We start from the raw sequence: 14232 nt of genomic DNA, 5'->3' as shown, positions 1-14232 counted from the left end.
GATATGACCGCCAAGCGCTCCCCTGAAGATCTGACGATCCTGCCGCGTGACCTACACTTCGATGTCGCCGGCGCGAAGTCCGGTCACTGGCTCGACGGCGACCCGGTCGCGACCGCCGTGATGAACACCCTGTCGATGACCTTCCCCGATGGCGAGCGCCTCTTCATGGACGCCGTGCGCGCCTATAAGGACCGCCTCACCGGCAAGCTGGCGCAGGATGCGAAGGATTTCATTACGCAGGAAGCGCTGCATTCGCGCGAGCATCACCTGCTCAACAAGATGATCGACCGCGAGAAGTATCCGGTTGCCCGCATCGAGGAACAAATCCGTGAGCGGATCGCTTTCTCCCGGGCACGCGGGCCGATGCGGATGCTGATGGCGACCATCTGCCTCGAGCATTTCACCGCCATGCTGGCTGATATGTTCGCAGAACATGATGACATGTTCCGAAAGACCGATCCCGCCTTGCGCGACCTCTGGCGCTGGCATGCGATGGAAGAGACCGAGCACAAGGCCGTCGCCTATGACGTGTTCCTCGTCGCCACGAAAGATTGGCCGGCCTGGCGCCGCTATGTCCGGCGCTGCGTGTCGATGCTGCTGATCTCGTATTTCTTCCCGCGCAACATCGCCACCTATTCGGCCTGGATGCTGGAAGCCGATGGCTATTCGCCGAAAGAGGCCAAAAAAGCCGTTCGTCATTTCCTGTGGAAAGATCCGGCCTTCTTCGGGCGCGGCTGGAAGATCTGGATCACGTGGTTCAAACCGGGCTTCCACCCGTGGGATCATGATAACCGCGACCTGATGTCGGACTGGCGCGCCGAATTCACGCCCGTTCCGGCGGAATAGGCCTCTTTCCAAGAATTCACCTGAATCCGGCCACAGGACCAACATGTTTGGTCCTATCAACTCTAGCTTCAAGGCTGGGGAATGAGGCCGTTCGCATGAACATTTTCTGGTTCCGCCAGACGCTCGCGCGCATTCCCGTTACCCTCGCGGTTCTGGCTGCGGCCCTCGTAGCGAGCGCCCAGCCGGCGCCGCTCGACTTGGAGTCCGCCGCGGCCGGGATCGAGACGGCCTCCGAAGAGACGCCCAACTATCTCGGCCTCAGATTGCCACTTCGCGCGGGCGAACGCGTCGTGCCGACCGCCAGTGGGGAATGTTCGGTCATCGTGTTTGCGCCCAGTGAGGAGCGATACGAGCGCTTCGCCGCCTACTGGCGCGCGGCCAACTGGGACGGCTACTGCCGCTTCGGCCTCGCCCACGGCAAGGGCTGGATTTCCGGCGCCGACGGCAACTGGAGCGTCGAGACGGCGATGCTCTACGGCCTTGAAGTGAACCCGGCTGAAACGATCACCACCGAAGTCGGGCAGGACGGTGCGATCTCCTGGGACCCGTCGACCGACACTCTGAACTTCTTTGTTGGCGAGGCCTTCAGTGATCTGAACGCCAGGCGCTACGTCATCCAGCTGGAGCGCGAACCGGCGAGCGAACTGGAAATAGGCGATCTCGTCTCGGCCTGGTACGGCACGGACTACCTCGAAAAGCACAGCTTTGACGAAGAAGGTCGCGAGCGTACGATGAGCGTCAGTGTCTGGAACGTGGACACTTATTGCGGCCTCGGCCTTCCGCCGGAATTCAAGCCGTACCAGAAGGAAGTGAAGAAGGCCTGCAAGAAGACCGGCGACAAGCTTGTGCTCTTCCGCCGTGAGGGCTTCGAGATTGATCCTTGGGCGAGCCGTCCGATCACCTGGCTGAAATCCTGCCCGGTCAACAAGACACGCGGTACCAGTGATTGCGGTAAGCTGGTGCAGGAGGCGCTCGGCAAGGACGCCTCCGAAATCGAGAAGCTGCTGACCGAAGGCGATGCAGCGGCCCGCGCTGCGGCAAAGGGGGAAATCCTTGATCGCTATGCCGAACTGGAATCGACGGTCGAGGAACCCCTGCTGGTCGAGGACTTCGATTAGCCGCGACGCCCCGCCTACAGGTCAATCACCACGCGCCGGTCTTCGAGCGCCGTGATTGCTTCTGCCGAGGTGGCGCAATGCACCATCGCGCCGCGGAAGTCCTCAGGAATGAACCCGCCCTCGATGATCTTCTCGATCAGCTGGAAGAAGGGCTCCCAGAATCCGTCCTCGTCGAGAAAGGCCATCGGCTTGGCATGGATCCCGAGCCGCGCCCATGAGAGGATCTCTACCGCTTCCTCGAGCGTGCCGATCCCGCCCGGCAGCACGATGAAGGCATCGGCTTCCTCGAACATCATCATCTTGCGGGTGTGCATGTCGTCGACGATGCGATGCTCCACCTCGGTGTACATCCGTTCCTTCTGCAACAGGAAGCGCGGCATGATACCGAGCACTTCGCCGCCGCGCTCATGGGCGGCCCTGGCGCAGGCGCCCATCAGGCCGACACCGCCGCCGCCATAGACGAGGCGGATGTCGCGGCTTGCGAGTTCGCGGCCCAGCTTTTCCGCAAGTCGGAGATAGGCTTCGTTCACCGTGTTCGATGCACCGCAATAGACGCAGATCGACCCGAGACGGCCAGCTTTCAGGGACTTCTTGATATGATCCATAGCTCTGAAATTAGGCGGCGTCGCCGCCATCCGCTAGTGGTTTTGCAGGGGCGCTGGCAGCCGCCTTTCGGTGGCCTGTTCCGTTTTGGCGCGTTCCGCGCCATATGGCGTGCATGAGTCCTCCCGCACACGGCCAGCAGGCGCCCGAAAATCACGACCGGATCGAGAGTGCGGATGGCGGCCTGCAAGCCTCCATCATGCGCATCCTGAAGCTGCTCTGGCGGCCGGAACTGGCGAAATGGCGCCCGGTCATGGCGATTGCCGTGGTCCTCACGCTAGCCGCTTCGGTGCTGGAAGTCATTTCGCCGCTGGTCATGGGGCACGCGATCAACCAGGTCGCCCCCCAGGAAGCCGGCGGCGGATTTGCCGTCGCGGCCTTGTGGCTGACCTATGGGCTGGTCCTGCGCTTTGCTGCCGCTGCGCTGCCGCAGGTCCGGGACTGGCTGTTCTCGCCGGTCAGCCAGGATGCTCAGCGGGTTGCGAGCGTGGACGCCTTCGGCCATTCGCTTGGTCTTTCGCTGAATTTCCACCAGACCCGCCGCACCGGCGCCCTGAATCGCATCATCGAACGCGGGGCAGGGGCGATCGATTACCTGATCCGGTTCCTCGCCTTCAATATTGGCCCGACGCTCATCCGCCTGGTGCTGGCCTCCATCGCGCTCGGCATTGCCTATGACTACCGTCTTTCGCTGATCGCGGTGGCGACCATTGCGCTTTACGTGATCTCGACCGTCATCATCACCGAATGGCGCGTGCGCCAGCGCCGCAAAATGAACGAGGCCGATACACATTTCCGCGCGACCTCGGTCGACATCCTGACGAACTTCGAGACTGTGAAATCCTTCGCCGCCGAGACGCGCGAGACGGCGCGCTTCGACAAGGCAATGGGCGAATACAACACTCACTATGTCGAGACAAACCGCAGCATGTATGTGCTGAACACCGTGCAGGCGCTGGTGATGAACCTCGGCCTGCTCGCTGTGCTGATCCTCTCGGCCTGGAACGTGCTGGACGGCAAGATGCAGATTGGCGACCTCACCGCCGTGATGCTGATGTTGCTGTCGCTCTATGCGCCGCTGAACATCCTTGGCTGGGCCTGGCGCGAGATCAAGCAAGGCGCGGTGGACCTCGAGAAGCTGCACGGCCTGCTCGGCATGGTGCCGGAAGTGCGCAATGCGCCAGATGCGAAAGTGCTGGCCAAGCCGCAGGGCAGGGTGACATTCGAGAATGTCAGCTTCAACCATGAAGGCCGGTCCGTCGGTATACAGAATATCAGCTTCGACGCGCCGCCTGGCGGCAAGATCGCGTTTGTCGGCACGTCAGGCGCCGGCAAGTCCACCCTGCTGAAGCTGCTGTTCCGCTTCTATGACACCGACTCCGGCCGCGTGCTGATCGATGGGCGGGATGTGCGGACGCTGACGCAGGAATCTCTGCGCGGCAATCTCGGCCTCGTGCCGCAGGATGTGGTGCTCTTCAACGACACGATCCGTGCCAACATCGCCTATGCCCGTCCCGGCGCGAGCGATGCGGATATCCGAGAAGCGGCGCGCGGGGCGCAGCTGCTCGACTTCATCGAAAGTCAGCCCGATGGCTGGAATACCCGCGTCGGCGAGCGGGGCCTGAAACTCTCCGGCGGCGAGAAACAGCGCGTTGGTATCGCCCGCGTCGTGCTGGCAGACCCAGCCATACTGGTCCTCGACGAGGCGACCAGCGCCCTCGACAGCGCCACCGAAGCGGCCGTTCAGGACGCGCTGGAACACGCCTCGGCGGGCCGCACCACACTGATGGTGGCCCACCGGCTCTCGACCGTGATTTCGGCAGACGAGATCATCGTGCTGGAAGCCGGACGTGTGATTGAGCGTGGTAACCACGCCGCGCTGCTGGCAAAAGGCGGCAAATATGCTGATATGTGGCAAAGACAGGCCCGTAGCACGGATGCTGCATTGGCCGCCGTCTGAACACCGCCCATCGTGAAGGGAGCGTTAGAATGTCCGAGGAAATCGAACGCCGCTCCATGCCGTGGCTGAATGTTGTGCTGGACTGGGAAGGCGTGGCCGCGGCCGCCGCGGCTTTCCTGGCGGCGCTGTTGCTCGGCTGGATCTGGGGTCCGCTGTTCTGGATTGGTTTTGCCGCGATGCTGGCCGCGCTCGCCGCCGGGCGCTGGTCGCGCCGTTCGCCGCCAGACATCCTCGACGGGGTGGTGGCGCCCTGTGACGGGATCGTCCTCTCGGTCGAGCGTGACGAGCCGCCGACGGCGCTGCGCCTCTCGTCGGGCAGTTTCCTGCGCATCCGCATCGCCTCTTCGCCCTTTTCCACCAACAAACTCTATACCCCGATTGCCGGCGGGGTAGATCTGATCAGCCTCGCGCAAGGCGAAACGAATGTGCCGCTGGCCTTCCGTCCCGACGATGACGGCCTGACGCGCGCCTACGTCACGTTCGAGAGCGCCGGTGAGCAGGCGGGGATTGCGCTGGCGAGCGGCGGCCTCGGCCCGCGCATCGAACTGGCGGTGGAGACCGGCGATGTCGTGCGCCTCGGCCGCGCCTTCGGCACGCGCCGCCTCGGCGGCTGGTGCGACCTCTATTTGCCGGCCGCCATGAGCGTCCAGATCTGGCCGGGCCAGACCCTGATCGGCGGGGAGACGGTGATTGGCCGCCTGCGCGCCGGGTTCGACGACGAGATGGTGATGGACGCGGTGGAAGTGGCGCCGCCGGAAGTCCGCAAGGAAGTTGTTGCGGCGGCCGCTGCGGCTGCGGTTGCAGAGGCCGCCATCGCGGACGAAGAAGTGTTCGATGATTATCCGGAGCCGGACGAAATCGAAGCCCCGGAGGACCCGGCGGCGATCTTTGCGCGCCTGCGCGAAGCGGCGCGCAAGCACGGCGAGAGCGACTGAGCTCTGCGCGAAGGATGTGTGGCCGGATGCGGGGCCTCCCGGGCGGTTTGTCATTCTGCATACTCGGCTTCTGCTCCTCCCGGCTTTTGCCGGGTCCAGCGGAGAGCGGTCAGCTTGTGTTCAATGGATATAGACCGGGCGCCCCGAGCTAGCCGGATCGTGCCAATGTCCCTAATCAGGCCCTTATGCTCCGCAGGCGGAAGGATCAGCGACTTTCGTGGCAGTGCGGATCGCGCGGTCTTCGGATGTGCAGGCCTGAGAACAGAGCCCGCCTCGCGCCACCCCAGCCCTATCCAGGATGAGGCGGGTTGGGGCGGCGCGAGGCGAAGGGGCCCTTCAGTCGTCTTCCGGGGGCTCGTTCGCGTTCATCCACTTCAGCAGCGGGCGAAGAGGGAGGATCCAGCCGAAGCCTGCGACAATATAGTAGACAAGCTGCAGCCAGGCGGAGCTGCCGGCGATCATGGTGCCGAGGGTGCCGGCGCCCCAGATCCAGAGCGCCATGAAGGCGAGCATCAGCACGACGGCGATGGGCTTGCGCATGGGGCGGAGCGGCTCCTGAAGCTGATGCGACGTTGGCGCCTCTTGATTGCGCCCGCGTCCGGATGATTTAGGCGGCATGGCTGCAAACGCAATTTCACCCGTTGCCGCACGCTGGATCCGGGCGTGGCTGATCCTACTGGGCCTGCTGGTCTATGCGACCATCCTTGTGGGCGGAGCAACCCGGCTTACGGATTCCGGGCTCTCCATCACCGAATGGCAGCCCGTGAAGGGCGCACTGCCGCCGCTGGATGAAGCCAGCTGGCTGGCGGAGTTCGACAAGTACCGGGAGACAACCCAGTACAAGCTCCAGAACCACGGCATGTCACTGGCCGAGTTCCAGTTCATTTACTGGTGGGAATGGGGCCATCGCCAGCTTGGGCGGTTTATCGGGCTAGTGGCGGTGATCGGCCTGGCCGTGTTCGCGGCCCGGCGCTGGCTGGGGGGCGGGCTCGGCTGGAAGCTGCTCGGTCTCGTAGCGCTTGGCGGACTGCAGGGGGCGATCGGCTGGTGGATGGTGGCCAGCGGGATGGGCGATACGGACCGGGTTTCGGTCGCGCCCTATCGGCTGATGACGCACTTCTCGCTGGCGCTGCTGATCCTGTGCGTGATCACCTGGCTCTGGCTGTCGCTCCGGGGCGCGCCGCGTGCGGCGGCGCCGGAGGGGCGGCGCACGTCGATCCTGCTCTTGGCGCTGGTCTTCATGCAGATGGCCGCGGGCGCGCTGGTGGCGGGGCTCGATGCCGGGCGCAGCTACAATGACTGGCCGCTGATGGCGGGTGAACTGGTGCCGTCTCACTACATTCAGGGCGATCTCGGAATCCGCAGCCTCTTCGAGGGGCGCGCAGCGACGCAGTTCAATCACCGCGTCCTTGCCTATGTGCTGTGGGGCCTTAGCCTCTGGGCCGCCTGGAGATACTGGGGCGGGGCGCTGGCGCGGCCGTTCGCGGTGCTGGCCGCGCTGGTGAGCGCACAGGCCCTGTGGGGCATCCTGACGCTGCTGAATGCCGCGCCCCTGACGCTCGCGCTGGTGCATCAGGGGCTCGGCGTGATCGTGACGCTGGCGGCCGTTTACCTCGTGTGGCGGGCCGCCGCGCCGGCTACTCCGTCACCGGTTCAAGAGTGATCTGGCTCGGGTCGATGAAGACGACCTGATGCTCGCCTGAGGCATTTTCGCCTGCAACGACGACAACCCCGCCGGGAAATCCGCCGGCCGGCAGTGTGCCAAGGGCGGTTATGGCGGTCGGGTTGCGGGGGGCCTGAATGGTGATGCCGTCGCGGACAGCCACATCCGTTGTCGTGATGCCGTAATCGGTCGAGATCTGGATCGGACGGCCGTCCTCAAGGGAGAGCAGGGCGGAAACCTCCCCCCGCGTCAGCGAGGCAGAATCGGCCGAGCGGGGCGAGGCGACGAGGGTGCCGCGCGCAAAGACGCAGGAGGTGACCGGGAAGTCCGTCCGGGTGGCGGCTTCGGGCGTCCAGGTAAGGTCGCCGTTAACCTCGGACAGGACGCCAGTGGTCAGGGACATGGAATTGGCCAGTGTCCAGTAGGCGATGCGGATCAGGCCGCCGGCGCTGGAATCCCCCGTGCAGAGGCCCTGGATGGCGCGTTCCTCCACGATCGGCAGGTCGATCTGGGTCGGGGCCACGAGGCCCGGGCTGTAGACATAGCCCTTGATCTCGCCGGCCTCGGTGATGCCCGGGAAGAGGGTGACAGAGGAGTCGCCGATGGTGGTGGAGCGCCCATCGGCAATGGCCTTCAGCCGGAACAGGGACGGCTCACCGATCCGCTCTCCTTCCATATCGAAGAACTCAAGGCCGCCGCCATCATAGGCAACCGCCAGCACGGCGCCGCCGCCGGTGGACATCGCCACGTCCCGGACGGGGCCGGAAAGGGGGCGGGTTGACCAGACGGCCGGAAGCTCCAATCCTGCAGCAATTGGGGCAGCCTGAGCGGGGGCTTCAGGCTCCTTTTCGCTACGGGAACAGGCCGCTGCGCCAAAAAGCAGGATGGCCCCGGCAGCCGCGTTGACAAAGGGAGAAGCGGCGACTAAACGCCAGCCCTTAATTTGCATTCCTGGAACTCCGAAATTGAGAGGCTCTGAGCAGAGCAATGAAAACCTATAACGCACCAGTAGGCGTAGAGACTAAGTGGGTCGTGATCGACGCGACAGGCGTCGTCGTCGGACGGCTTGCTTCTTACGTCGCGAAACGTCTCCGCGGCAAGCACCGCCCTGACTTTACCCCCCATGTCGACACCGGCGATCACGTCGTTGTAATCAACGCTGACAAGGCGGTCTTCACCGGCAACAAGCTGACCGACAAGGTCTACTACCGCCACACCGGCTACCCGGGCGGCATCAAGTCGACCACCGCCGGCAAGATCCTGTCCGGCCGCTTCCCGGAGCGCGCTCTGGAACTGGCCGTGAAGCGCATGATGCCGCGTGAAAGCGCGCTGTCGCGCCAGCAGTTCGGCAAGCTGCGCATCTATGCCGGTGCGGAACATCCGCACGTCGCCCAACAACCCGAGGTCGTCGATTTCAAATCGATGAACCGCAAGAACTCGAAAACGGCCTGATCCACATGACCGATACCTCTGCTTCCCTGAAAGACCTTGGCGCCCTGACCGGCGCACCGTCGGCCCAACCGGCTGTTAAAGCCGAGCCGAAGATCGACGCGCTGGGCCGCGCCTACGGCACTGGCCGCCGCAAGGAGGCTACGGCCCGGGTCTGGATCAAGCGCGGTACCGGCAAGATCACGATCAACGGTCGTGATCAGGAAACCTACTTTGCGCGCCCCGTGCTTCGCATGGTCATCGCCCAGCCGCTGATCGAAGCCGGCCGCGCGAGCGAGTTCGACGTAATCTGCACCGTCAAGGGTTCGGGCCTTATGGGCCAGGCCGGCGCGGTCCGTCACGGCATTTCGCGCGCGCTCGTTGCGTTCGAGCCGGGCCTTCGCCCGGTGCTCAAGCCCTTCGGCTTCATGACCCGTGACCCGCGCGTGGTCGAGCGCAAGAAGTACGGCAAGGCGAAAGCCCGCCGCAGCTTCCAGTTCTCGAAGCGCTAAACCGCACAAGGTTTATCCAGTTCTCTGGCGGGCGCTTCGGAAACGAGGCGCCCGTTTTGTTTTGGCCCCTGATCTCGAAGGAGTGGGCGCATGAAACCCAAGGTTTTCATTGATGGCGAAGCCGGCACAACGGGCTTGCAGATTGCGGCTCGCCTGAAGGCGCGCGACGACCTGGAGCTGTTGTCGATCGACGAGGTCAAGCGCAAGGATGCAAACGCGCGCGGGGCGATCATGAAGAAGGCCGACGCGGTAATCCTGTGCCTGCCGGATGATGCGGCGCGCCTCGCGGTCAGTCTTGTCGAGAATCCGAATACGGTCATCATCGATGCCTCGACAGCGCATCGGACTTCGCCCGGTTGGGTCTACGGCTTTCCAGAAATGGACAAAGGGCAGCGCGCGGCAATCGCCGCCTCGTCCAGGATTTCCAATCCGGGCTGCTATCCGACCGGGTTCATTGCTCTCGTCCGCCCACTGATCGTTTCCGGGCTGGTGCCGCATGACTGGCCGCTGACGGTGAACGCCGTGTCCGGATATTCGGGCGGCGGCAAGCCGATGATTGCGGAGTTCGAGGAACGCCAGACCGAGGACAACTACCGCATCTATGCGATGGGTCAGACACACAAGCATCCGCCGGAAATGAAGAAGCATGCGGGTCTTGCACAGATGCCGCTGTTCATGCCGGCGGTCGGGCGGTTTGCGCAGGGGATGATTATCGAGGTGCCGCTGACGCTCTGGGCGCTGCCGAAAAAGCCGAAGCGTGCCGCGCTGCACGCTCAGCTGAAGGCGACGTATGCGGGCGAGCGGTTCGTTAAGGTCGTCCCGCTGGGCGAGGGCGATGTGATGAAGACACTCGGCGCTGAAGGTTGCAACGAGACCAACCGGCTGGAGCTTTACGTGTTCGGCACGGATGAGCAGGCGCGCCTGGTGGCGCGGCTGGACAATCTCGGCAAGGGCGCCTCGGGCGCGGCGGTGCAGAACCTAAACATCGCGCTTGGCCTGGATGAGGGGGCTGGACTGGAAGGGTAGTCCTCTTTCACCGGGAACATTTCTGTACGCCATCCGTTGTGAACCAGGGCGCCCGCGCCCGTCTGCTACGGAGTACAATATGGACACGATACCAGGGACCACATCCGCTCGCCTGATCAGCTCCAGCCGGGTTGAAGGCACTGCCGTTTTCAACCTCGACGGCGAAAAGCTCGGCACGGTGGATTCGGTGATGATCGACCGCAGTACCGGCCATGTCGTGTATGCCGTCATGGCGTTCGGTGGGTTCCTCCGCATGGGCGAGAAGCGCCATCCGATGCCGTGGAAGACGATGGTGTATGATAAGCAGCGGGAGGGTTACGTGGTGAGCCTGTCACGCGTCGATCTTGAAGCGGCTCCGCACATGGAGGCGAACGAGTTTGGCCGCCTCGATGACCGCGACTACGAGGAAACGGTGTATACGCACTACAAGGCTGAGCCTTACTGGCTCTGAACCGCGCGTGATCAGCCGGGCGGAAGCTTGATGTCGGCGAGGCGCACCTTGGCATAGCTACCCGGCGCTGCGCCGAGGCCCATCTCCTTCGGTTCGACCACGGAAACCTTCCGGCCCGACTTGGGCTTCAGCCAGTCCCACCATGTGGGCCACCAGCTGCCGCCGACTTCGGTGGCGGTGTCGAGCCATTCGTTCGCCGAAGCACCGAGCTTGCCGGGATTTACCCAGTGCTGATACTTCTTCGCGTCGGGGTGGTTCACCACGCCGGCGATATGGCCCGAGCCGGAGAGTACGAAGGTCGCGTCGCCGCCATAGAGTTTCGCGGTGCGGAACACGCTTTCATAGGGGACAATATGGTCGTCCTTCGAAGCTTGCAGCATCACGGGAATCTTGATGTTCGCGGGATCGACCTTTATTCCGAGTACGGTGTATTCACCTTTCGCCAGGCGATTCTCGGAATAGCATTCCTTGAGATACCGGCGGTGAACGGGACCAGGAATATTGGTCTGGTCGGCGTTCCAGTAGAGCAGGTCGAACGGTCGCGGCGGCTTGCCGAGCATGTACATGTCAACGACATAGCGCCACACGAGATCGATCGGGCGCAGCCAGTTGAAGGTTTCGTACATATCCTTGCCAGGCATGATCCCGCCATGCTCGTCGATCAATCCGTAGACATAATCCCGGCCCGGACCATCGGTGAACACTTTCAGATCGCCGGCGAGTTCGAAGTCCGATTGTGAGGCGAAGAAGGTGGCGGCAGAAATCTTGTCGTAACCGGTGGCCGACATGTGGGCGAGCGCGGAGGTGAGCAGCGTGCCGCCGATACAGTAGCCGACGGCGTTGAGCTGCTTGGCGCCGGAGGCCTGCAGCGCGGCTTCGGTGGCAGCGTAGATGCCCTTCTTGACGTAATCGTCCCAGTCATAATCTTTCGTCACCTTGTCGGCGGAGCGCCAGGAGACAACGAAGACCGTGAGGCCCCGGTCGACGAGCCAGCGGATCATCGAGTTCTCGGCGCGCAGGTCGAGGATGTAGAACTTGTTGATCCAGGGCGGGAAGATCAGGAGCGGTTTGGCATAAGCTTGCGGCTGGGTGGGCGCGTACTGGATCAGTTCGAGCAGGTCGTTGCGGAACACAACTTGGCCGGGCGCGGTGGCGATGTTGACGCCGACCTCGAAGGGCGTCTCGTCGGTTTGCGATATGTAGAGCTTGCCGTTGCCCTTGCGGACATCCTCGCGGGCCATGCGAAGGCCCGCAAGCACGCTTTCGCCGCCGCTTTCGATGAAAGTGCGCAGGGCCTGCGGGTTGGTGCCGAGGAAGTTGGTGGGCGAGAGGCTCTCGGTCAGCAGCTGCATGAAGAAACGAGCGCGCAGCTGGACGGCCGGGTCCATCCCGGTGGCGCGGTCTGCGAGGCTGTTCATCCACTTCGAATTGACGTCATAGGCCTTGCGGATGAACTTGAAGGCGGGGTTCACCTGCCACTCAGGGTCGGCGAAGCGTTTGTCCTTTTCCTTGGGGGCTTCCTGGGAAACGGTCTCGGAAATCATTTCCTGCCAGAGCTTCATCCAGCCCTGCATCAGCTCCATATTGGCCTGCATCAGGGCCATCGGGTTCATGGCCAGGCTCTGGCCGACCTGGCGGAAGGCGTCCGTGGCCCCCATCGGGTCGCCTTTGGTGACCGTGGAGAGGGGCCCGGAACCAGTCATGACTTCGGTCATCAAAGCCTGGGACTCGGTATTTGCGAGCGCCATCGTGGTCATCAGCACTTGCCAGCGCAGGGGGTCCTGCGCCGCCATAAGGGCGGCGAGGGGCTCCTGACCGGTCGTTGGTGTGTTTGCGCTGCTCATAGGTCCTAGTTTTGCCCCGTTTTTCGCGCTCATCTATCCATCACAATGTTTGTGATTTAATGAGATTAACCATGAAAAACACGGCGATTCTCCTCTGTGGCGTGCCACTTATGCTGGCCTCAGGCTGCACTTCGTTTTCGAAGGTGCGCAACGCGATGGCCGATGCGCCCGCATGGTACGGCGAACGCCGGGCCGAAATCCGCGGCGAGGGCTATCCCGAAATCGCCGACATCCCCACGGTGGACCCGAACTGGAAGCCCGGCAAGGCGTTAACGGTCTCCGGCGCGGAGATGGCGATTATCCAGGCGGCTTTCGCGACGGATGCCCGGGCACAGGCGCCGGCGATCGGGGAGGCTGAAATCGTGGCCATCGCCGCGGAAATCCGCAGCGAATTCGAGCCGGGGCTGCCGCCGGGGGACTTCTTCACTGAGACCGAGATCGCGGCGATCCGGGCCAGTTTCAACGTGCCGCGCGTAACCGAAGGCCTGATCACGCCATGATCAATACAGATTTTCACAAGATCCGGCGCTTGCCGCCCTATGTCTTCGAACAGGTCAATCGCACCAAGGCGGCGCTGCGCGCGAAGGGCGCAGACATCATCGACCTCGGCATGGGCAATCCGGACCTGCCGACGCCGAAGCACATCGTTGACAAGCTGGTCGAGACCGCGCGCAAGCCGGACGTCAACGGCTATTCCGCCTCGCGCGGTATTCCGGGATTGCGCCGTGCACTGACGGATTATTACAAGCGCCGGTTTGACGTGAAGCTCGACAAGGACCGCGAGGTCATCGTCACGCTTGGGTCCAAGGAAGGCTTTGCCAACCTCGCGCAGGCCATCTCCGCACCGGGCGACGTGATCCTGGCGCCAGATCCGTCCTATCCGCTGCACCATTTTGGATTCATCATTGCCGGCGCCTCGATCCGAGGCGTGCCGGCGCATACACCTGAGCAGTATCTGTCGAACCTTGGGCGGGCCGTGCGCTATTCAGTGCCGCCGCCGACAGCGATGGTGCTGTGCTTTCCGTCGAACCCCACGGCGGCGGTATGCGATCTCGATTTCTACAAGGAGGCCGTGAAGTTCGCGAAGAAGCACGACCTGTGGATCCTGTCTGACCTCGCGTATAACGAAATCTATTTCGACGAGCCGACGCCTTCGATCCTGCAGGTGGACGGCGCCAAGGACATTGCGGTGGAGTTCACCACCATGTCAAAGACCTATTCAATGGCTGGCTGGCGCGTCGGCTTCGTAGCCGGCAATGACAAGCTGATCTCGGCGCTCGCCCGCGTGAAATCCTATCTCGATTACGGCGCCTATACGCCGATCCAGGTTGCAGCAGTGGCGGCGCTCGACGGGCCGCAGGACTGCGTAGACGATATCCGCCGGATCTACCGTACACGGCGCGATGCCCTGGTGGACAGCTTCACGCGCGCCGGCTGGCCTGTGCCGAGCCCGAAAGCCTCGATGTTCGCCTGGGCGCCGATCCCGGAGAAGCTGCGCCATCTCGGCAGCCTCGAGTTCTCCATTCAGCTGATCAACGAAGCGCACGTCGCCGTCGCCCCAGGCGCCGGCTTCGGTGAGCACGGCGACGATTACGTCCGCATCGCACTCGTCGAGAACGAACAGCGCATCCGCCAGGCCGGCCGAAACATCCGCAAGTTCCTCGCCGCCCACGGCGTCAAGGAGATCAAGCCGGTGGCAGCGGAGTAGGGTGATCCGAAGGGGGCACCAAGGCCAGAGGCCGCAGCACACCCTGCGAGGCGCCAGGCGTTCCGTCGCTTTCCGTTATTGCGTTCAGTTACGCTGACCTGAAACGGGCGGTTTCTACGCCTTTAAGGTCAGAGTGAG

The 14232-nt window shown here is 63.5% G+C and carries 15 protein-coding genes; 11 read left to right on the top strand and 4 right to left on the bottom strand.

From position 1 onward, the window contains the following. Nucleotides 1–3 precede the first annotated feature (3 nt). Both Q0C17_RS05750 and Q0C17_RS05745 read left to right on the top strand, forming a co-directional pair. Nucleotides 4–846, top strand: a complete 843-nt coding sequence (locus Q0C17_RS05750) for a metal-dependent hydrolase (protein ID WP_291202702.1) — start codon at nucleotides 4–6, stop codon at nucleotides 844–846. A 95-nt stretch (nucleotides 847–941) separates the two neighbouring features. Beyond that, a complete protein-coding gene (locus tag Q0C17_RS05745; RefSeq protein WP_291202699.1) occupies nucleotides 942–1964 on the top strand; it encodes a hypothetical protein in 1023 nt (340 codons plus the stop codon). 14 nt (nucleotides 1965–1978) lie between these two features. On the opposite strand, the gene Q0C17_RS05740 is transcribed toward Q0C17_RS05745, so the two are convergent. Further along, entirely contained in the window at nucleotides 1979–2569 is a 591-nt protein-coding gene (locus Q0C17_RS05740) for a TIGR00730 family Rossman fold protein (RefSeq protein ID WP_291202696.1), read from the bottom strand. A gap of 113 nt (nucleotides 2570–2682) precedes the next feature. Between Q0C17_RS05740 and Q0C17_RS05735 the strand changes: the two genes are divergently transcribed. After that, a complete protein-coding gene (locus tag Q0C17_RS05735; protein ID WP_291202693.1) occupies nucleotides 2683–4527 on the top strand; it encodes an ABC transporter ATP-binding protein/permease in 1845 nt (614 codons plus the stop codon). Nucleotides 4528–4556: 29 nt separating this feature from the next. Further along, nucleotides 4557–5462 (top strand): phosphatidylserine decarboxylase, encoded by a 906-nt coding sequence (locus tag Q0C17_RS05730; RefSeq protein WP_291202691.1) that lies wholly within the window; start codon nucleotides 4557–4559, stop codon nucleotides 5460–5462. A 336-nt stretch (nucleotides 5463–5798) separates the two neighbouring features. Here Q0C17_RS05730 and Q0C17_RS05725 read toward each other — a convergent pair whose 3' ends face one another. Beyond that, complete coding sequence (locus tag Q0C17_RS05725) at nucleotides 5799–6002, bottom strand: DUF2842 domain-containing protein (RefSeq protein ID WP_291202689.1); 204 nt, start codon at nucleotides 6000–6002, stop codon at nucleotides 5799–5801. Nucleotides 6003–6078: 76 nt separating this feature from the next. On the opposite strand from Q0C17_RS05725, the gene Q0C17_RS05720 reads away from it, so the two are divergent. Continuing rightward, the gene (locus Q0C17_RS05720) at nucleotides 6079–7125 is read left to right on the top strand and encodes a COX15/CtaA family protein (protein WP_291202686.1); all 1047 of its coding nucleotides are present in this window, start codon (nucleotides 6079–6081) and stop codon (nucleotides 7123–7125) included. Here Q0C17_RS05720 and Q0C17_RS05715 read toward each other — a convergent pair. Then, nucleotides 7100–7867, bottom strand: a complete 768-nt coding sequence (locus tag Q0C17_RS05715) for a hypothetical protein (RefSeq protein WP_291202683.1) — start codon at nucleotides 7865–7867, stop codon at nucleotides 7100–7102. The genes Q0C17_RS05720 and Q0C17_RS05715 overlap by 26 nt on opposite strands. Nucleotides 7868–8112: 245 nt before the next feature. Between Q0C17_RS05715 and rplM the strand changes: the two genes are divergently transcribed. From rplM to Q0C17_RS05695, 4 genes are all read left to right on the top strand, one after another. Further along, nucleotides 8113–8577, top strand: coding sequence for a 50S ribosomal protein L13 (rplM, locus tag Q0C17_RS05710; protein ID WP_291202680.1), 465 nt, complete (start codon nucleotides 8113–8115; stop codon nucleotides 8575–8577). Nucleotides 8578–8582: 5 nt separating this feature from the next. After that, complete coding sequence (gene rpsI / locus Q0C17_RS05705; protein ID WP_291202677.1) at nucleotides 8583–9065, top strand: 30S ribosomal protein S9; 483 nt, start codon at nucleotides 8583–8585, stop codon at nucleotides 9063–9065. A 90-nt stretch (nucleotides 9066–9155) separates the two neighbouring features. Continuing rightward, complete coding sequence (gene argC, locus Q0C17_RS05700; RefSeq protein WP_291202674.1) at nucleotides 9156–10091, top strand: N-acetyl-gamma-glutamyl-phosphate reductase; 936 nt, start codon at nucleotides 9156–9158, stop codon at nucleotides 10089–10091. A 79-nt stretch (nucleotides 10092–10170) separates the two neighbouring features. Next, on the top strand, nucleotides 10171–10542 hold the full coding sequence (locus Q0C17_RS05695; RefSeq protein WP_291202671.1) for a PRC-barrel domain-containing protein: 372 nt from the start codon (nucleotides 10171–10173) through the stop codon (nucleotides 10540–10542). An 11-nt stretch (nucleotides 10543–10553) separates the two neighbouring features. Here Q0C17_RS05695 and phaC read toward each other — a convergent pair whose 3' ends face one another. Further along, nucleotides 10554–12386, bottom strand: a complete 1833-nt coding sequence (gene phaC / locus Q0C17_RS05690) for a class I poly(R)-hydroxyalkanoic acid synthase (RefSeq protein WP_291202668.1) — start codon at nucleotides 12384–12386, stop codon at nucleotides 10554–10556. 155 nt (nucleotides 12387–12541) lie between these two features. Between phaC and Q0C17_RS05685 the strand changes: the two genes are divergently transcribed. Together Q0C17_RS05685 and Q0C17_RS05680 are read left to right on the top strand one after the other, a co-directional pair. Continuing rightward, nucleotides 12542–12886, top strand: coding sequence for a hypothetical protein (locus Q0C17_RS05685; RefSeq protein ID WP_291202665.1), 345 nt, complete (start codon nucleotides 12542–12544; stop codon nucleotides 12884–12886). After that, on the top strand, nucleotides 12886–14094 hold the full coding sequence (locus Q0C17_RS05680; protein ID WP_366914768.1) for an LL-diaminopimelate aminotransferase: 1209 nt from the start codon (nucleotides 12886–12888) through the stop codon (nucleotides 14092–14094). Before Q0C17_RS05685 ends, Q0C17_RS05680 begins: the two co-directional genes overlap by 1 nt. Nucleotides 14095–14232 lie beyond the last annotated feature (138 nt).

Source organism: Hyphomonas sp. (genome assembly GCF_022844445.1).
Lineage (GTDB): Bacteria > Pseudomonadota > Alphaproteobacteria > Caulobacterales > Hyphomonadaceae > Hyphomonas.
This window is presented reverse-complemented; position numbering and strand designations above follow the sequence as displayed.